This window comes from uncultured Dysosmobacter sp., from assembly GCF_947631635.1.
In the GTDB taxonomy this organism is placed as follows: Bacteria; Bacillota; Clostridia; order Oscillospirales; family Oscillospiraceae; genus Oscillibacter.
This window is the reverse complement of record NZ_CANRMB010000001.1, coordinates 171,505-189,448: the sequence shown is the minus strand read 5'-3', so window position 1 is coordinate 189,448 and position 17,944 is coordinate 171,505. Positions and strand designations below refer to the sequence as shown.

Genomic DNA, 17,944 nt, shown 5'->3' with positions numbered 1-17,944 from the left:
TTTTGGGATAGGGCTTTTTATTTTTTTCCAGGAGGTCAATGGACATGAAGCTTTACACAAAACGATGGCGCGGCCGGCAGTAAACAGCTTTCCCTTCCGCGCGATCTATCAACATCATAATCATCATAAAGATTGGAGAAATTACCATGAAAACTTTGAAGAAGATCACTTCCGCCGTTCTGGCGCTGACCCTTGCCCTCTCCCTGACCGCCTGCAGCGGCAAGACCGACACCCCTGACACCCCCGACGAACCCGCCAACACCGAAGAACCAGCCAAGGTCTACAAGATCGGCATCTCCCAGTACGGCGAGCACGGCTCCCTGGACAACTGCCGCGAGGGCTTCCTCCAGGGCCTGGCCCAGGCCGGTCTGGTGGAAGGCACGGACTTTGAGGTGGACTATCAGAACGCCGGTTTTGACGACGCCATCGCCACCCAAATCGGCCAGAGCTTCTCCGCCGAGGATGTGGACCTGATGGTGGGTATCGCCACCCCCTCCGCCGTGGCCTGCTTCAACGCCGCCGAGGACAAGGATATCCCCGTTATCTTCACCGCCATCACGGACCCTGTCCAGGCAAAGCTGGACGCCGGCAACGTGACCGGCACCTCCGACAAGCTCCCCGTGGAGGCCCAGCTGGACCTGATCCGCCAGCTGCAGCCCAACGCTAAAACCATCGGCATCATCTACACCACCAGTGAGCCCAATTCCGTCTCCACCATCGCTGAATACAAGGAAAAGGCCGGTGACTACGGCTTCACCATCGATGACATCGGCGTTACCGCCCAGTCCGAGGTCACTCAGGCCGCCGATACCCTGATCTCCCATGGCGTGGACGCCTTCTCCAATCTGACCGACAACAACGTGGTGGGCGTTCTCTCCGCCATCCTGGAAAAGACCGACGCGGCCGGGATCCCCGTATACGGCTCCGAGGTAGAGCAGGTCAAGATCGGCTGCGTGGCCGCCGCCGGCATCGACTATATCCAGCTGGGCATCCAGACCGGCATGATGGCCGCCAAGGTCCTCCGTGGCGAGACCACCTGCCAGGAGCTCCCCTATGAGACCATTTCCGAGTACGGCATCTATGTGAACTCCGACGCGCTGAATTCCCTGGGTGTCGTCCTGCCGGACGCTGTGGCGGAAAAGGCCGTGGAATCCACGGAAGCCTGAATTTCCCGTAAAGGAGCTGTCCCATGAAACTCGTCACTTACCGCCACGACGGCAAGGAACGGACTGGCGTCCTGACAGCGGATGAGACCGCCGTCCGCCCCCTTCCCTATGCCGACATGAACACCCTGATCGAGACCGCGCCTTTCGCAGAACTGCTCTCCGCCGCCCACGCGGCGGAGGGCGCTTCTGTGCCGTTGTCCCAGGTGTCGCTGTGCGCCCCCATCCCCCGGCCCCGGCAGGACGTCATCTGCCTGGGCATCAACTACAAGGCCCACGCCGACGAGTCCACCCGGTATGACGCCTCCGCCTTTGGCGGTGAGCGGCCCGTCCCCATCTACTTCTCCAAGCGCGTCAGCGAGGCCGTGGCCCCCGAGGGCTTTATTGAGAGCCATCCCGGCCTGGTCCAGCGGCTGGACTATGAGGCGGAGCTGGCGGTCATCATCGGCAGGACCGCCCGAAATGTGAAGGCCGCCGACGTTCAGGACCATCTCTTCGGCTACACGGTTCTCAACGACATCTCCGCCCGGCTGCTGCAAACCACCCATAAGCAGTGGTACTTCGGCAAGGGCCTAGACGGCTTCACCCCCATGGGCCCCTGCATCGTCACGGCGGATGAGGTCGCCTTTCCTCCGGCGCTGGCTATCTCCTCCCGCGTCAACGGCGAGCTGCGGCAAAATTCCACCACGGACCTGCTGATCACCGGCATTGCGGACATCGTCGAGGAGCTGTCCTCCGGTATGACCCTGCTGCCCGGCACCATCATCGCCACCGGCACCCCCGCCGGTGTGGGCATGGGCTTTGATCCCCCGAAATTTTTAAGTCCCGGCGATGTGGTGGAATGCACCATCGAGGGGATCGGCACACTGCGGAATACCGTCCGCTGACTTCCAAAAGGAGGGTTTCTCTATGCAGGACCTGCTTATCAGCACCCTGATCCAGGGACTGATCTACGCGCTGATCTCCTTCGGCGTCTACATCACCTATTCCATCCTGGACTTCCCCGACCTGGGCGTGGACGGCACCTTCCCCCTGGGCGCCGCCATCACCGCCGTGCTGCTGACAAAGGGCGTCAGTCCCTGGCTGACCCTGCCCCTCTCCATGCTGGCGGGCACCCTGACGGGCCTGTTCACCGGCTTCATCCATGTGCGGCTGAAGATCCGGAACCTGCTGGCGGGCATCATCACCATGACCGCCCTGTTCTCCGTCAATCTGCAGATTGCGGGCTCCAACCTGGCGGTGGACCGGGGCACGGACACTATCTTCACCTCCCCCGCTGTCATGGCCCTGTTCGGCAATATGACGCTGATGGGCCGGAAGCTGGTGGTCTCCCTGCTCCTGGTGGTGGTCATCAAGGTGCTTCTGGACCTGTATTTCCAGACCAAGTCCGGCCTACTGCTGCGGGCCGTGGGCGACAACGCCGGTCTGGTCACCACCCTGGCGAAGGACCGGGGCAATGTGAAGATCCTGGGCCTGGCCATCTCCAACGCCCTGGTGGCCCTGGCGGGCTGCGTGGTCTGCCATGACCTGCGGAGCTACTCCGCCACCATGGGCACCGGACAGCTGGTATACGGTCTGGCGGCGGTCATCATCGGCGTCTCCACCTTCCGCTTTTACGAGGGTTCCCGCCTGGCCCAGTTCTGCCGGAGCCGGAAGGCCCTGCGCTGGCTGGGCGCCCCCGCCGGGACCACGGCGGTCGTCGTGGGCAGCGTGCTCTATAAGCTGTGCATCCAGATCGCCCTGAGCATGGGCCTGCCCGCCAATATGATGAAGCTGATCACCGCCATGCTGTTTTTGCTGGTGCTGGTCCTTTCTGGACGGAAGGGAGAGGAGATCATCCATGCTTGAAGTACGGGACATCACAAAGATCTACAACCCCGGCACCATCACGGAGCAGCGCCTGTTCGACCGCTTTTCCCTGACCGTGGAGGAGGGCCAATTCGTGGCCATCGTGGGCAGCAACGGCAGCGGCAAGACCTCCCTGCTGAATATCATCTGCGGCTCCATCCCCATTGAGGGCGGCGACGTGCTGGTGGGCGGCAAGAGCATCTCCAAACTGAAGGACTTCCAGCGCTACGCCACCATGGGCCGGGTGTATCAAAACCCGGCGGCCGGCACCTGCCCCAACCTGACCATGCTGGAGAACCTGTCTCTGGCGGACAACAAGGGCAAAACCTTTGGCCTGGGCCGGGGCGTGAACCGGAAGCGCGTGGACTTTTACCGGGAGCAGCTCCGCTCCCTGGGACTGGGCCTGGAGGATAAGCTGCATGTGAAAATGGGCGCCCTGTCCGGCGGACAGCGGCAGGCCGTCTCCCTGCTGATGGCCACCATGACGCCCCTCCGCTTTTTGATCCTGGACGAACACACCGCCGCGCTGGACCCCAAGACCGCGGAGATCATCATGGAACTGACCGACAAGGTGGTGCGGGAAAAGCATCTCACCGCTATGATGGTGACCCACAACCTGCGCTATGCCGTGGAATACGGCGACCGCATTCTGATGATGGACCGGGGCCATGTGGTCCTGGACCGGGCCGGGGAGGAGAAACGGAACACCTCCATGGACGATATCCTCAATATGTTCAATCAGATCTCCATCGAGTGCGGAAATTAAAAGAGAGAAAGCGGGCCGTCCCAGACGGCCCGCTCTTTTGGTGTCATATAACAGTGCCAAGCAGGCGGTCCTTTCGGACCGCCTGCTTGTTCTAGGGAAAGAGGATGGAAGTTCCTGCTTGCTTATTTCGCAGCAGCAGCCTTTTTCTTGCCGGTAATGGCGTCCATCAGGACAGCGATAGCGCCGTCGCCGGTGACGTTGCAGGCAGTGCCGAAGGAGTCCTGGGCGATGTACAGGGCGATCATCAGACCGCACATGGTCTCGTCAAAGCCCAGCATGGACTGCAGGATGCCCAGAGCGGCCATAACAGCACCGCCGGGGACGCCGGGAGCGGCGACCATGGTGACGCCCAGCATCAGGATGAAGGGGAACATCTTGCCGAAGGTGGTGGGCTGACCCATCATCATCATGACTGCGATGGAGCAGCTGGTCAGGGTGATGGTGGAGCCGGACAGGTGAATGGTGGCGCACAGGGGGCACACGAACTCCGCGATGGAATCGGACACGCCGTTCTTCTTGGTGCACTCCACTGTGACGGGGATGGTGGCGGCGGAGGACTGGGTGCCGATGGCGGTGGTGTAAGCGGGGATCATGTTCTTGATCAGCGCGAAGGGGTTCTTCTTGGCAGCGGAGCCGGCGATGGTGTACTGGAACAGCAGGATGATCACATGCAGCACGATGATGACGGCGAAGACCTTGATGAAGGAGGTCATCAGCTCAACGATGGTGCCGGCATAGGCCAGCTTGGCGAAGATGCCGTACACGTGGAAGGGCAGCAGGGGGATGACGACGCTGGCGACCAGCTTGCTGATGATCTCGGAGAAATCATTCACAGCGTTCTTCAGGGCGTCGTTCTTGATAACGGCCATGCCCAGGCCCAGGATGAAGGCCATCAGCAGAGCGGTCATAACGCCCATGACGGGAGGCATCTCGATGGTGAACAGAGAGCTGACCACGGTCTCCTCAGCGTTCTCAGCGTCGGCCATGAACATGTCGGCGTGGACCAGCATGGGGAACAGCAGCTTGTCAACCACAAAGGCCAGCGTGCCGGCGATGATGGTGGACGCATAGGCGATACCGGTGGTCTGGGCCAGGGTCTTGCCGGCTCCGGCGCCCAGGTCTGCAATGCCGGGGGCCACGAAGCCGATGATGATCAGAGGAATGACGAAGTTCAGGAAATTGCCAAAGATGCTGTTGTAGGTAGCACCGATGCGGATGATGATCTCACCGATGTTTCCCATGGGCTGGGCAACGAAACCGACGACGATACCGAGGACGATCGCGATGACCAGTTTGGGCAGCAAGCCCAGCTTTTTCTTCTTTTCCATGTTTTCCTTTGGTCCCCGGCCTTTCTCTCCAGGGACCCCCTCCTTATTATTTTTATTAATTGCCGAACCAGCTCTTACTTGTCCAGCAAAGAATAACCCTTGGAGGACAGCGCCTCCTTGATCTGCGCCACATGCTCGGCGTTGCGGGTCTCCAGGACCATGGACACGATGCAGGCGCCCACGTCGGAATCCTTGTCCTCACGGGCGTGGCTGACGCTCAGGATGTTGGCGCCGCAGTCAGAGACCACCTGGAGCACCTGGATCAGGCTGCCGGGCTTATCCACGACCTTGGTGGAGATCTCGGCGATACGGCCGGACTTGGTCAGGCCCTTGGTGATGATGCGGGACAGGGTGGTGACGTCCACGTTGCCGCCGGACACCACGCACACGGTCTTCTTGGAAGAGGTATCCACCTTACCGAACATGCAGGCTGCCACGGTGGTGGCGCCGGCGCCCTCGGCAACGGTCTTCTGGCCCTCCATCAGCGCCAGGATGGCGGCGGCGATCTCGTCCTCGGTGACGGTGACGATCTCGTCCACGTACTTCTGGCACATCTCGAAGGTCATATCGCCGGGGGTCAGGACGTGGATGCCGTCGGCCAGGGTGTCGCCGTCGGGCACCGTGGTGACCTTGCCGGCCTTGCGGGACTCAAACATGGAGGGCACGGTGGCCGCCTGAACGCCGATGACACGGCAGGAGGGCTTCAGGCTCTTGATGGCCAGGGCGATGCCGCTGATCAGGCCGCCGCCGCCGATGGGGCAGACCACCTGCTCCACTTCGGGGAGCTGCTCTAGGATCTCCAGGCCGATGGTGCCCTGACCGGCCATGACATAGGGGTCGTTGAAGGGATGGGCGAAGGTGTAGCCGTGCTCCGCGGAGAGGCGGGCGGCCTCGCGGGCGGCGTCGTCATACACGCCGGGGACCAGGACCACTTCCGCGCCGTAGCCCTTGGTGGCCTCCACCTTGCTGATGGGGGCGCCGGCGGGCATGCAGATGATGGACTTGATGCCCAGCTTGGTGGCGGACAGGGCGATGCCCTGGGCGTGGTTGCCGGCGGAGCAGGCGATCACGCCCTTGGAGGCCTCCTCCGGGGTCAGAGAGCGGATCTTGTTGTAAGCGCCGCGGATCTTGAAAGCGCCGGTGAGCTGCAGGTTCTCAGCCTTGATGTACAGATTTTCGCCGATCCTCGGCGCGCTCTCCAGAGGCGTCCGCCGGGCGATCCCCTTCAGCGCGGTCTGCGCCTCCTGGATCATTTCCAAAGTCAGCATAAAAAAACCTCCCAAATAAGTATTTATTCACTCCTGTGTTTTGCGGTCCATATGTCGCTGCTGCGGGGAAATGCATTCGTCGTTTTCATTAAACTTTTGAGGGGTATCCCAAAAGTTTTTATATGTTTTGTTTTCAGTCCACAGTCAATGAACAATTCGGGCATATTCGTCCTTTTGTCTGCTACAATTATACAAGTTGGGCTTCGCGAATACAATGCACAAATCTCCCAAATGTTTCTCATTCAAATACTGCTTTTTGACGAAACGTCTTTCTGTCGCGTACAAATGAATGCTATCTGCAAATAGATGAATGTTTCGCCCCCGGCCGCTGCTTTCCTCTCCTTTTTCGCGCTGCCCTTCGGACGGTCCCCCGCTCCGGCCGCTCTCTGCCGCCGGAGGCAGAAAAACAGGGCGGAGCCATCCGCAAAAAACGGTCATGGCTCCGCCATCTGTCCATTTTGTCCTCGCATACTGGATGTCTGCTGTGTGTATAAAGCGCTATGGTTCCCGCAGCAGTTCGTCCGCTGTGACGCCCAGGGCCTGAGCGATCACCTTCAATTCGATATCCGAGACCGTCCGCTTTCCGCACTCCATGCGCTGGACCGCGTTCTTGTCCACATCCAGTCCCAGGAGCTGCAGCCGCCCCGCAAATCCCGCCTGTGAGCATTTGGGACGCAGCTCTTTTCTCATGCGCCGGATATTCCTTCCGCAGATGTTTGCCCGGCCATCGGCCGTTTTGGCTTTGTGCATACAACTCACCGCCTCTTCCGCCTGTCAGCTGGGTGTCACTCCGCAAGCAGGTCGTCCGTCGTGACGCCCAGCGCCTGGGCGATCGCCTTTAATTCAATGTCCGTAACAAAGCGGTTCCCGCTCTCAATGCACTGCACGGTATTCTTGGTAACTTCCAGTCCCAGCAGCTGCAATTTGTCGGCAAACGCCTTTTGGGAACACCTGGGGCGCATTGCCATGCGCAGTTTTGCGATCTTCAGCCCGCAGAGATTCAGCCGCCCGTCCGGCCCCTTCGTCTTATACATGACCATGCCTCCCTTTGACCTTTTGTGCTTGTCATTGGGGCTATTTTATGGTATGACAGGAGCAAATTTGACCAGCAGTGCTGGTCTTTTGGGAAGGAACAACATGGATGACCGACTGTTTTTTGCAGCGCATTGCAAAGATGATGGAGGAACAGGGGATCGTTTGCAGCTTTGACTGCTGTATGCCCCAGCTGGACCGGGCGTTTTGGGAGCGGCTGGCGGTGTGCCGGCGTACCGATGACCACAAGCTGTTGGAGAAAGCCGGCCTCTCCACCGTTCCGCGCCACGACTTTGGCTGAAAAAACGCCCCCTGTGCATTCCGCACAGGGGGCGCGCTTTTATTTATCTATGTCAGGCGGGCGTGTCCTCTTCGCCGAACACAGCCAGGAACGCCTCCCGCTCCATGGTCTCGTTGGCCAGCAGATACTCCGCCACCGCGTCCAGCTTGTCGCGCTGGCTCCGCAGGATGGCCTCGCACCGCTCATAGGCGGCGCCCACCACGGCCTTGACCTCATCGTCGATCTGGGCCGCCACGGCCTCGGAATAGCTGCGGCCCTGGCTCATGGTCCGGCCGATGAACACCTCATCATGGCCGGACTCAAAGGAGACCGTGCCGATCTTCTCGCTCATGCCGTAGACCGCCACCATCTTGCGGGCGATGGCGGTGGCCCGCTGGATGTCGTTGCTGGCGCCGGTGGAGATATCCCCCAGGCACAGCTTTTCCGCCACCCGGCCGCCCAGCAGCGCCACGATCTGGTCCTCCATATAGCGCTTGGAGAGGTAGGAGCGGTCCTCCTCCGGCAGGGAGATGGTCATGCCGCCCGCCTGCCCCCGGGGCACGATGGTGATCTGGCTCACCGGGTCGTGGTCCGGCAGGGCGTGCATCACCACGGCGTGGCCCGCCTCATGCCAGGCGGTCAGGCGCCGCTCATGCTCCGGAATGACCCGGCTCTTCTTCTCGGGACCCGCGATGACCTTGATCTCCGCCTCTTTCAGGTCCCCCATGGTGATGAACTTCCGGTCCTTTCGGGCCGCCAGCAGCGCGCCCTCGTTGATAAGGTTCTCCAGGTCCGCGCCGGTAAATCCGGCGGTGCCCTGGGCCAGCTTTCTCAGGTCCACATCCTCCGCCAGAGGCTTTTCCCGGGCGTGGACTTTCAAAATCTCCTCCCGGCCCTTGATGTCCGGCAGGCCCACGTAGATCTGCCGGTCAAACCGGCCGGGGCGCAGCAGGGCGGGGTCCAGCACATCCGCCCGGTTGGTGGCGGCCAGGACCACCACGCCCTCATTGGCGGCGAAGCCGTCCATCTCCACCAGCAGCTGGTTCAGGGTCTGCTCCCGCTCGTCGTGGCCGCCGCCCACGCCGGTGCCGCGCTGGCGGCCCACGGCATCGATCTCGTCGATGAACACGATGGCGGGAGCGGTCTTTTTCGCCTGGTCAAACAGGTCCCGGACACGGCTGGCGCCCACGCCCACATACAGCTCCACAAAGTCGGAGCCGGAGATGGACAAAAAGCCCACGCCGGCCTCCCCGGCCACGGCCTTGGCCAGCAGCGTTTTGCCGGTGCCCGGAGGGCCCACCAGCAGCACGCCCTTGGGGATACGGGCGCCCAGGGAGATAAAGCGCTTGGGGTCCCTCAGGAACTCCACGATCTCCTGCAATTCCTCTTTTTCCTCGTCCGCTCCGGCCACGTCGTCAAAGGTGACCTTCTTGTCCTTGTCGGAGAGGGTGCGGGTCCTGGCCGCGCCGAATTTCGCCATCCGGTCGACCCCCATGCCGCCGCCCTGGGCACGGATCACGAAGAAATACCACATGACCCCCAGCAGAAGCGCGGTGAGAAGGACGGGAAGCAGAATTTCCAGCCAGTCGGTGGTGGGTGCGGGCGGGTAATCGTAGGTCGTGATAATGCCCTTTGCCTTCTGCTCCTGGATCAAGTCGTTCAGATCCTGGAAGAACAACTCAAAGTCATACATGTCATACCGGACGACCTTGCTGTGCTCCACCTCTCTGCGGAGCGTCAGGACCAGGGTGTGCTCGTTGGGGAAGTCGAAGGACTCCACATTTTCCTGCTCAAACTGCTGGCGCACCTGGGCATAGTCCAGCTGGGGCGATTTATTCTCCATCTGCCACAGCCAGCTGAAGCACGCCAGGATCACCATCGCCAGGAGCAGGAAGCTCAAATTAGATCCTCTTTGTCTTGTCAAATAGGTCCCTCCTTTGGGAGTATTGCCGTTTTCAAAATGAAATGCCCCCGGGTTCAAATTCCGGTCCCGGAGAAATGGGCCTTATTTGGAATAGACCTCCGGCTTCAGCACGCCGATGTACGGCACGTTGCGGTACTGCTGGCAGTAGTCCAGGCCATAGCCCGTTCCCACTGGGCGCCGCCCAGCGGGAGCCCTTTGGTATTCCATTGGGCCCGGCCAAAATGAATCCGGCCCGGCCCGAGGTTTTGCGTCCCGCAAAACGCTCGTACACCGTTCGGTGGTCCCGCTCTGCGGGACTGTGGTGGTCTATGGCCTTATTTGGAATAGACCTCCGGCTTCAGCACGCCGATGTACGGCACATTCCGGTACTGCTGGCAGTAGTCCAGGCCATAGCCCGTTCCCACTGGGCGCCGCCCAGCGGGAGCCCTTTGGTATTCCATTGGGCCCGGCCAAAATGAATCCGGCCCGGCCCGAGGTTTTGCGTCCCGCAAAACGCTCGTACACCGTTCGGTGGTCCCGCTCTGCGGGACTGTGGTGGTCTATGGCCTTATTTGGAATAGACCTCCGGCTTCAGCACGCCGATGTACGGCACGTTGCGGTACTGCTGGCAATAGTCCAGGCCATAGCCCACCACGAATTCATCAGGCACCACGAAGCCCGCCAGGTCCGCGGTGACGGCCTTGGTGCGGCGGGAGGGCTTATCCAGCAGGGTGACGATGGTGATGGAGGCCGCGCCCTTGGCTTTGAAGTAATCGCTCAAAAACGCCAGGGTGTTGCCGGAGTCCAGAATGTCCTCCACGATGATCAGGTGCCGCCCGGTGATATCCTGCTGGATGTCATGGTTGATCTTCACCCGGCCGGAGGACACGGTGGCGTTCTCATAGGAGCTGACCGCGATGAACTCCACATCGCTCTTCAGCTGGCAGGCCCGGACCAGGTCCGCCATGAACACGAAGGACCCCTTCAGGACGCTGAGAAACAGCGGGTCCTTGCCCTGGAACCGCTCGTACAGCTCCTCTCCCATCTCAGCGATGCGGGTCTTGATCTCCTCCTCTGTCACCAGGACCTTCAGGATGTCGTTTTCCATCTCACTTCTCATGATCGTTCTCCTCTGTTTGTTTGATTTGAATGAACCGGCAGGGCTCCCCCTCCGGCAGAAATTCCAGGTCCACGCCAAGCCGCCAGACTGCCGCCAGGCGGCCCGCCGCGCAGATGGCGGGCAGACGGTCCCGCTCCTCCGGTGCAATATGACGGTCCAGGCACAGCCGCTTGACGCTGCGCGCTCCCCGGGTCCCCGGCAGGGTCATCCGGTCCCCAGGGACACAGGGCCTCACCGTGACCTCGCCGCTTTCCGACTTGGTCCGCGCCCGCAGGGCCAGGCCCTCTCCCTCCAGGCGGTCCAGCAGGGTCAGGCGAAAGTCCCCCCACCGGAGCGTCTCTCCCGGCAGCAGCCGTGCCTCCGTCAGAGGCTGGGGCCGGGTCTCCAGGATCAGCCATCCCCGGCTGCACCGGGCGGTGACGCCGTGGGGCAGGCTGGCGCGGCCTTCCTTCCCCGGGTCCGTATGGCCCGCCATATCCAAAAGCGCCTGGAGATGAATGGCGCCGATATCCTTCCGTCCCACGCCCAGCAGGTCAAACAGCCGCAGCAGCATCCGGGGCCGCACGCTTTCCGGCGCGGCGCGCAGCTCCTCCAAGGGCAGCGCCGCTTGGCCCTTCCGCGTCTCCGCACAGGCGGTGCGGCGGCGGGCCTCCTCCTCCAAAAAGCAGTCCAGGGCCTGCAATTGGCGGGCGGTTTGGTTCATGTGCTCCACCGCCCGGGGATTCGCCTGTTTCAGCAGCGGCATCACCTGGAGCCGCAGGAAATTCCGGGCGGCGGCGTCCGGGTCGGCGTTGGTCTCGTCCTCCACGTGGGGGATGCTGCGGGCGGCGGCGTATGCCTCCAGCTCGTCACGGGAGATCTCCAGCAGGGGGCGCACGATCCCGTCCCGGCTGGGCATCATCCCGGCGAGACCGGTCAGGCCGGTGCCCCGCACCAGGTTCATAAGGATGGTCTCCGCGTTGTCGTCGGCGTGGTGGGCGGTGTAGATCCGCGCCCCGCCCTGGTCCGCCGCCGCCTCCCGCAGGAAGGCATACCGCAGCTTCCGGGCCGCCTCCTCCAGAGAGAGGCCCTCCAGCGCCGCCGCAGCCCGCACGTCTCCAGAGCCGGACACAAAGGGCACGCCGTTTTCCGCGCACCAGTCCCGGACAAAGGCCTCGTCCCGGTTCGCCGTGGAACGGAGCCGGTGGTTGAAATGGGCGGCGATCACGCGGCAGTCCTGCCGCCGGCCGCACCACCGCACCAGCAGGTCCAGCAGGCACATGGAATCCAGGCCGCCGGAGACGGCGCAGACCACCGTCTCCCCACATTCCGGCAGAAGCCGCGGGGACACCCCCGCCAGCAGGTCACTCCTCATCGTCGTAACGCCTGTCTAATGTGGAGAAGGTGGTATACTCCGGCATCCAGCGCAGCTCCACCTTGCCGGTCTCGCCGTGGCGGTTCTTCGCCACGATGCACTCGGCAATGTTGTGCTTATCAGAGTCCTCATTATAATAGTCGTCCCGGTACAAAAACAGAACGATGTCCGCGTCCTGCTCGATGGCGCCAGATTCCCGGAGGTCCGACAGCATGGGCCGCTTGTCGTCCCGCTTTTCATTGGCACGGCTGAGCTGGCTGAGGCAGATCACGGGAACGTTCAGCTCCTTGGCCATGATCTTCAGCATACGGGACATATCGCTGACCACCTGCTGGCGGTTCTCGCCGCCCCGGCTCTGCCCGCCTGCGGAGGTCATCAATTGCAGGTAGTCGATGACCACCAGGCCCAGGTTGTCCAGGCGGCGGCACTTGGCGTTCATGTCCGCCACGGAGAGCATGGGGTTGTCGTCGATCCGGATATCCATCTTATTCAAAATCGTGGCCGCGCCGGCGATCTTCTCCCAGTCGGTCTCCCGCAGGTAGCCGGTCTTAAGGCGGTTGTTCTCCACCAGCGCCTCAGAGGACAGCAGACGGGTGGCCAGCTGTTCCCGGGACATTTCCAGAGAGAACACCGCCACCGTCTTTTGGGTGCTCTTCGCCACGTTCAGGGCGATGTTCAATGCGAAGGAGGTCTTGCCCATACCGGGGCGGGCGGCCACCAGGATCAGGTCGGATTTATTCAGGCCGGTGATCTTCTGGTCCACGGCGGAGAGGCCTGTGGAAAGACCGGGCAGGTGATTCTCATTCTCGCTCATCTCGTTGAGGCGGTCCAGCACATCCGGCAGCACCTGCCGCAGGGGAACCATGTCCTGGGCGCTCTGGCCCCGGCGGATGGCGTACACCTTCTGCTCCGCGGCCTCCAGGATCTCACCGGCCTCGCCCACGCCCTCCTGCACCAGCGCGATGATGGCGTCCGCCGCCTCCGCCACGCCCCGGAGCAGGGCCTTGTCCCGGACGATGGCCACATACTCCATCACGTTGGCGCTGGTGGGGGTGATCTCCATCAGCTGGGCGAGGTACGACCGGGTGGTGTTCTCATCATAGGTGCCGGCCTTCTGCATCTCCTCGCAGACGGTGATGCCGTCGATGGGCTTGGAGTAGGAGAACATGGAATAGATGGTCTCAAAGATCTCCCGGTTCTGCCGCAGGTAAAAATCCGATGGACGCAGCTTGTCCATCACATCCTTGACGCAATTGGAGTCGATGAGCATGGAGCCGAGGACGGCTTGTTCGCCCTCCAAACTGTGGGGCCGCTGCCGGGTGAGCAGGTCTTCTATTGCCATAGAGGGAACCTCCTTTGTGGGGATACCTGGCAGGTATCCGGGGGAATGAACCCCCATTTTCTTTTCGGTCGCGCCGAAAAGAAAACGGCCGTTCACGGTCAAAAGAAAAGGCGCTTTTGGTGTCCAGCTTTGCCCCTTTGGGGTAAAGCTGGACGGACGGGAGTCGGTGGTTAGATGTGCCACCAGGTCCGGAAGTCTTCTGCCGGGTGCGCTATGCCGGATACGAAGGTATGCGTGCATGCCCGCATTTGGTGGCTTGGGGGCATATTGGGGATGGTCACTGAAAGACTTTCAGCAGTAAGCCCCGCTGCCGCTGCCTGGTCCGCATCGGAGGACAGGTCCCCCAAAAATGCGCTTCCGCAATTGGCCAGGACTTTCTCCATTGAGAGAATGGGGGGAACCCACCCACGGGGTGGGACGGAGATGTGCCGCTTTGCGGCATGGGAATGCACCCCCCATTTTCTTTGGTTGCGCCAAAGAAAACGGGCCGTGCACGGTCCAAAAGAAAAACGCTTTTGGTGTCCAACTTTGCCCCTCTGGGGCAAAGTTGGACGGACGGGAGTTGGTGGTTCGATGTGCCACCAAGTCCCGGAAGCCTTCTGCCAGGTGCGCTATACCGGGTACGGGGGTAGGAGTGCGTGCCCGCATTTGGGGGCTGGGGCACAAATGCGGGGTGGTCGACGAAAGGCTTTTACCGCTGGCCCCGTGTGTTCCGCTTCGCTACACACTACCTGGGCAGTTAAATGCGCGCCGAGTTGGGTATGAGTTCAGAACTGCGCCGCCGCAGGTTGGTGGCTTGGGGGCAAATTGAGGGTGGTCGATGGAAAGCTTTTACCTCTGGCCCCGCTGCCTGGTCCCACACAAAGCACTTCTACAAGGAATCAAAGAGCGGCAGCGAAAGGAGCCGCTGGTCCTCTCAGTCTTTGCCCGTTCCCGCAATTCCGATTCGCGTGGCGCAAGACCAAAAGATTCAGCAAGGCCATGCCCGCGCCCAACGCAGAATCTGACCTCGACCTCCATCGGTCTCTTTCTGGGGCCCCACGTCTCGTCCACACTTGGCCCTAACGGGCCAACTGTGGACACATGAGCGTCTTTTCTTTTGACCGTGAACGGCCGTTTTCTTTTCGGCGCAACCGAAAAGAAAATGGGGGTTCATTCCCGTGCCGCAAAGCGGCACATCCCCCGTCCCCGCCCCGTGGGCGGCGACCTTTTGTCCCTCGCCCGCAAGCAGCAGCGGCCTCATCCTGTTTCAGTCTCCGCTCTTTACACAGTGACAACAGTTTTGCAGAAAACACTCATGCGTTCTTTGTATGGCCAACTAAATCGTCCAATGTCACTTGAAAATAATCCGCCAAAGCGATTAGCTTATCGATTCCAGGTTCATGGATTCCCTTTTCATAGTTCTGATAGGTTCCTACGCTGACCTGCAAGTATTCTGCCATCTCTCGTTGGTAAATTCGCTGTTTTGTCCGCAGTTCTTTCAAATTTTCTGCAAACCGGTTCATCCCGCACCTCTTGACACCAGTTTTTCTATATGTTAACATATAGAAAACTTATATATGGAGTTGATTTTATGTCAGACTTAGTCCAAGTCCTTCTGGAGTATATTGAGCGCACCCGCCTGCCGGACCTGCTCCATGCAAATGGCTACTGGTCCGCCGCCCGGCTGTCGGAGTCCCGCTGGGACGCATTCCGCGAAACGCTGAGCGCAGAACAGGGCCAGCGCCTGGAGGTCCTGCTGGAACAGGAGGCCGCGCTTCAAATCAAAGAGCTGAAAGCCACCTTCCAGTCCGGCCTCTCCCTGGGCCTGGAACTAAGCCGCCTGTGATTTACTTCTCCTCAAACACGGACACATACACCGTGCCGCTGACCTCAAAGCCCAGCTTGGCCTTGACCTGGTAGGAGCCGAAGGCCTTGATGGGCTCCTCCAGCACCAGCTTCTGCTTGGGGATCTCGATGCCGTACTGCGCTTTCAGGCCGTCGGAGATCTCCTTGGTGGTGACGGCGCCGAACAGCCGTCCGCCACTGCCTGCCTTGGCGGTCAGTTTCACCTGGCACTCCTTCAGTTTTTCCACGGTGGCCTCCGCCTCGGCCTTCAGGCGGGCCTCCTCGGCCTTCCGGGCTTTTTCCTTCAGGTTCATGGTGTTGATGGCGTCCGCCGTGGCGGCGATGGCCATTTTCCGGGGCAGGAGGAAGTTGCGGGCGTAGCCCTCGGAGACCTCCACCATCTGGCCCTTCTTGCCCTGGCCCTTCACGTCCTGCTGTAAAATCACTTTCATAGGTCTTTCTCCTTCTTTTCTAATTCTTCGATCCGCTTTTCCAACTGTTCCATTCTTTCCTCCTGAGCACTCCAAACACTGATGAGCACTGCCAAAAGGAACGCGGCAAACCCGCCTGAGAGGAAAGGGTGTCGTAAGAAATCAATTAAGTTGTATCCGCCGAAAAAGAGGAACGCCTCTGCGGCGAGCGGACAGATCACAAATGTTTTGATAAATTCGTTCCTGGAAAAATCACTTATTTCTCAAAGTAGGCGTCAATGGCCTCCGTCAGCTGTTCCCGCACGGTCAACAGATCGCCGTTGGCCACCCGTCCGCCGGCGGTGGAGGAATTGCCGCCGCCGCCCAGCGCCTCCAGGATCACCTGGACGTTGATCTCCCCCAGGGAGCGGGCGGACATCAGCACGTCCTCCCCATTGCGGTAGAGCACAAAGGACGCCTTCACGCCCTTCAGCGTCAGCAGCTCATCTGCCGCCTGGGCCGCTGTCACGCGGTCCACGCCGTCCTGGGGCACCACCGCCAGGGCGATGTCCTCCCGGTACAGCTCCGCCCGGCGGATGATGTCATAGCGGGACACCATGTCGCTCAAGTCGTTCTGGAAGAATCGCTGGACGTCCACCGTGTCGGCGCCCGCCCGGCGCAGGAAGGCCGCCGCCTCAAAGGTGCGGCCGCCGGTGCGGAGGGTGAAGTGCTTGGTGTCCAGCACGATGCCCGCCAGCAGGGCCTCCGCCTCCTCCCGCATCAGGTCGGCGGGCTCCACCAGGTATTGCAGCAGCTCCGTCACCAGCTCCGACGCGGAGGACGCATAGGGCTCGTGGAAGCTGAACGCGGCGTTTTCGATGTAGCTGGCCGCCCGGCGGTGATGGTCGATGACCGCCACCCGGTTGCAGGATTCCAGCAGCTGAGGGCTCTCCACGATGTCCGGCCGGTTGGTGTCCACCACCACCAGCAGCGCGCCGGGGCGCATTTTCAAAAACGCCTCGTTGGGAGAGGTGAATACATCCTCATATTCCGGCAGCGCCCGCAGGCGGTCCAAAACGGCTTGGGCGGCGTTGCGCTCCAGGTCGATGACGATCTGGGCCTTTTTGCCCCGCTTCCGGGCGGCGCAGCACATGCCCGCGGCAGCGCCCACGGCGTCCATGTCCGCGAAGCTGTGGCCCATGACATAGACCTGCTCCGCGTCCGCCAGCAGCTCGCTGAGGGCGTTGGCCATGACCCGGGACTTGACCTTGGTGCGCTTTTCCGTGGTCTTGGCGCGGCCGCCGTAAAAGGCAAAGTCCACCTTGTTCCGCACCACAGCCTGGTCGCCGCCCCGGCTAAGGGCCATCTCCAGGGAGAGGTTGGCGTTCTTATACAGCTCCGGGATGCCGGAGGCGTCCTTGCCGATGCCGATGGAGAGGGTGGGATGGCTGCCCTCTCCCACCTTGATATCCCGGATGGCGTCCAGGACGGAGAATTTCTCCTCCACAAAGTGCTCGTAGTGCTGCTCTTCAAAAACAAAGAGGTAGCGGTCCCGCTCGGTTTTCAGCAGCAGGCCGTCGCCAGCGGCGGCCCAGTTGTTCAGCTTCTCGTCGATCTGGGCCAGCACGGCGCTGCGCTGGGTGTCCGCGCAGGCCTTCATCAGGTCCTCGTAGTTGTCCACCATCAGCAGCGCCAGCACGGGCCGGGTGGCGGTGTAGGTCTCCTTCAGCTCGTCGCCCTCGGTGGTGTCCACCCAGTAGGTGGTGGCCACCAGGTTCTGCTCCCCATTGCGGCCCTTGGCCCGGACCAGGCTCCCGTACACCCGGAAGCGGCGGCTGTTCATCAGAACGCGCTCCGGGCACTCCTGCTTGCCCTCCAGCAGCCACTGGACCGGGAAGTCCGGCACCGCGTCCTCCACCTTCATCTCAAACAGGTGCTCCCGCACGCCTGCCAGCTGGAGGAAATTCTCATTGCTCCAAATGACCTCCCCGGTGTCCGGCCGGAACACCATGATGGGCAGCGGGGAGTTGATGAGCGTGGATTTGCTGGCGGTGTCCACGCTGCCGGTCACGCTATCGATGTATTGCAGGATGCCCTGGCGGCGCTTTTTGCCCGCCTGCCGGGAATAGACATACAGCGCCAGGGTGAGGCCCCCCTCCAGGACGGCCAGCAGGGGGCTGGCCGTCACGGCGGCCAGGGAAAACAGCACCAAACAGAGGAAATACAGCTGCAAATTGGGTTCCAGCAGCCGGGAGAGTTTTTTATTATTCATATTCAAAAGCTCCTTCTACCGGAAAACATAC

General features: G+C 61.4%; 17 protein-coding genes, 2 pseudogenes and 1 other annotated feature (1 of these 20 cut by a window edge). Of the genes and pseudogenes, 6 read left to right on the top strand and 13 right to left on the bottom strand.

The window, feature by feature from the left end:
* Window positions 1–2, top strand: a binding site (T-box leader) (it extends 245 nt beyond the left edge of the window).
* 144 nt (window positions 3–146) lie between these two features.
* The 4 genes from Q0Z71_RS00985 to Q0Z71_RS00970 are packed head-to-tail and all read left to right on the top strand — an operon-like array spanning window position 147 to window position 3,777.
* Window positions 147–1,166 carry an ABC transporter substrate-binding protein gene (locus Q0Z71_RS00985; RefSeq protein WP_298016849.1) on the top strand — a complete coding sequence of 340 codons (1,020 nt, stop codon included), beginning with the start codon at window positions 147–149 and terminating at the stop codon, window positions 1,164–1,166.
* Window positions 1,167–1,189: 23 nt separating this feature from the next.
* Window positions 1,190–2,050, top strand: coding sequence for a fumarylacetoacetate hydrolase family protein (locus tag Q0Z71_RS00980; protein ID WP_298016847.1), 861 nt, complete (start codon window positions 1,190–1,192; stop codon window positions 2,048–2,050).
* Window positions 2,051–2,072: 22 nt separating this feature from the next.
* On the top strand, window positions 2,073–3,011 hold the full coding sequence (locus tag Q0Z71_RS00975; protein ID WP_298016845.1) for an ABC transporter permease: 939 nt from the start codon (window positions 2,073–2,075) through the stop codon (window positions 3,009–3,011).
* Window positions 3,004–3,777 (top strand): ABC transporter ATP-binding protein, encoded by a 774-nt coding sequence (locus Q0Z71_RS00970; protein WP_298016843.1) that lies wholly within the window; start codon window positions 3,004–3,006, stop codon window positions 3,775–3,777. The genes Q0Z71_RS00975 and Q0Z71_RS00970 overlap by 8 nt, the downstream gene beginning before the upstream one ends.
* 122 nt (window positions 3,778–3,899) lie before the next feature.
* Here the strand turns inward: Q0Z71_RS00970 and Q0Z71_RS00965 are convergent, their stop codons facing one another.
* The 4 genes from Q0Z71_RS00965 to Q0Z71_RS00950 all read right to left on the bottom strand — a co-directional run bounded on the left by Q0Z71_RS00965 (window position 3,900) and on the right by Q0Z71_RS00950 (window position 7,407).
* Window positions 3,900–5,105: a dicarboxylate/amino acid:cation symporter gene (locus Q0Z71_RS00965; protein ID WP_298016841.1), complete on the bottom strand. Its 1,206-nt coding sequence runs from the start codon at window positions 5,103–5,105 to the stop codon at window positions 3,900–3,902.
* A gap of 74 nt (window positions 5,106–5,179) precedes the next feature.
* Window positions 5,180–6,373: a threonine ammonia-lyase gene (gene ilvA, locus Q0Z71_RS00960; protein ID WP_298016838.1), complete on the bottom strand. Its 1,194-nt coding sequence runs from the start codon at window positions 6,371–6,373 to the stop codon at window positions 5,180–5,182.
* A gap of 498 nt (window positions 6,374–6,871) precedes the next feature.
* Window positions 6,872–7,063, bottom strand: coding sequence for a helix-turn-helix transcriptional regulator (locus Q0Z71_RS00955; protein ID WP_363316660.1), 192 nt, complete (start codon window positions 7,061–7,063; stop codon window positions 6,872–6,874).
* 95 nt (window positions 7,064–7,158) lie between these two features.
* Entirely contained in the window at window positions 7,159–7,407 is a 249-nt protein-coding gene (locus Q0Z71_RS00950; protein ID WP_298016834.1) for a helix-turn-helix domain-containing protein, read from the bottom strand.
* A 107-nt stretch (window positions 7,408–7,514) separates the two neighbouring features.
* Between Q0Z71_RS00950 and Q0Z71_RS00945 the strand changes: the two genes are divergently transcribed.
* On the top strand, window positions 7,515–7,706 hold the full coding sequence (locus Q0Z71_RS00945; RefSeq protein ID WP_298016833.1) for a hypothetical protein: 192 nt from the start codon (window positions 7,515–7,517) through the stop codon (window positions 7,704–7,706).
* A gap of 52 nt (window positions 7,707–7,758) precedes the next feature.
* On the opposite strand, the gene ftsH is transcribed toward Q0Z71_RS00945, so the two are convergent.
* The 7 genes and pseudogenes from ftsH to Q0Z71_RS00910 all read right to left on the bottom strand — a co-directional run bounded on the left by ftsH (window position 7,759) and on the right by Q0Z71_RS00910 (window position 14,909).
* Entirely contained in the window at window positions 7,759–9,564 is a 1,806-nt protein-coding gene (gene ftsH / locus Q0Z71_RS00940; protein ID WP_298017293.1) for an ATP-dependent zinc metalloprotease FtsH, read from the bottom strand.
* A 126-nt stretch (window positions 9,565–9,690) separates the two neighbouring features.
* Window positions 9,691–9,771, bottom strand: a pseudogene (locus tag Q0Z71_RS00935) (hypoxanthine phosphoribosyltransferase); the annotation flags it as partial.
* Window positions 9,772–9,923: 152 nt separating this feature from the next.
* A pseudogene (locus Q0Z71_RS00930) lies at window positions 9,924–10,004 on the bottom strand (hypoxanthine phosphoribosyltransferase); the annotation flags it as partial.
* 152 nt (window positions 10,005–10,156) lie between these two features.
* Window positions 10,157–10,708 (bottom strand): hypoxanthine phosphoribosyltransferase, encoded by a 552-nt coding sequence (hpt, locus tag Q0Z71_RS00925; protein ID WP_298016831.1) that lies wholly within the window; start codon window positions 10,706–10,708, stop codon window positions 10,157–10,159.
* The gene (tilS, locus tag Q0Z71_RS00920) at window positions 10,698–12,062 is read right to left on the bottom strand and encodes a tRNA lysidine(34) synthetase TilS (protein WP_298016829.1); all 1,365 of its coding nucleotides are present in this window, start codon (window positions 12,060–12,062) and stop codon (window positions 10,698–10,700) included. The genes hpt and tilS overlap by 11 nt, the downstream gene beginning before the upstream one ends.
* Entirely contained in the window at window positions 12,052–13,404 is a 1,353-nt protein-coding gene (dnaB, locus tag Q0Z71_RS00915; protein ID WP_298016827.1) for a replicative DNA helicase, read from the bottom strand. Before dnaB ends, tilS begins: the two co-directional genes overlap by 11 nt.
* A gap of 1,295 nt (window positions 13,405–14,699) precedes the next feature.
* A complete protein-coding gene (locus Q0Z71_RS00910) occupies window positions 14,700–14,909 on the bottom strand; it encodes a helix-turn-helix domain-containing protein (RefSeq protein ID WP_298016825.1) in 210 nt (69 codons plus the stop codon).
* Between the two features lie 68 nt (window positions 14,910–14,977).
* On the opposite strand from Q0Z71_RS00910, the gene Q0Z71_RS00905 reads away from it, so the two are divergent.
* Window positions 14,978–15,232 (top strand): hypothetical protein, encoded by a 255-nt coding sequence (locus Q0Z71_RS00905; protein ID WP_298016822.1) that lies wholly within the window; start codon window positions 14,978–14,980, stop codon window positions 15,230–15,232.
* A gap of 1 nt (window position 15,233) precedes the next feature.
* Here the strand turns inward: Q0Z71_RS00905 and rplI are convergent, their stop codons facing one another.
* Together rplI and Q0Z71_RS00895 are read right to left on the bottom strand one after the other, a co-directional pair.
* Entirely contained in the window at window positions 15,234–15,683 is a 450-nt protein-coding gene (gene rplI, locus Q0Z71_RS00900) for a 50S ribosomal protein L9 (protein WP_298016819.1), read from the bottom strand.
* 235 nt (window positions 15,684–15,918) lie between these two features.
* Window positions 15,919–17,913 carry a DHH family phosphoesterase gene (locus Q0Z71_RS00895; protein WP_298016816.1) on the bottom strand — a complete coding sequence of 665 codons (1,995 nt, stop codon included), beginning with the start codon at window positions 17,911–17,913 and terminating at the stop codon, window positions 15,919–15,921.
* Window positions 17,914–17,944: the final 31 nt, after the last annotated feature.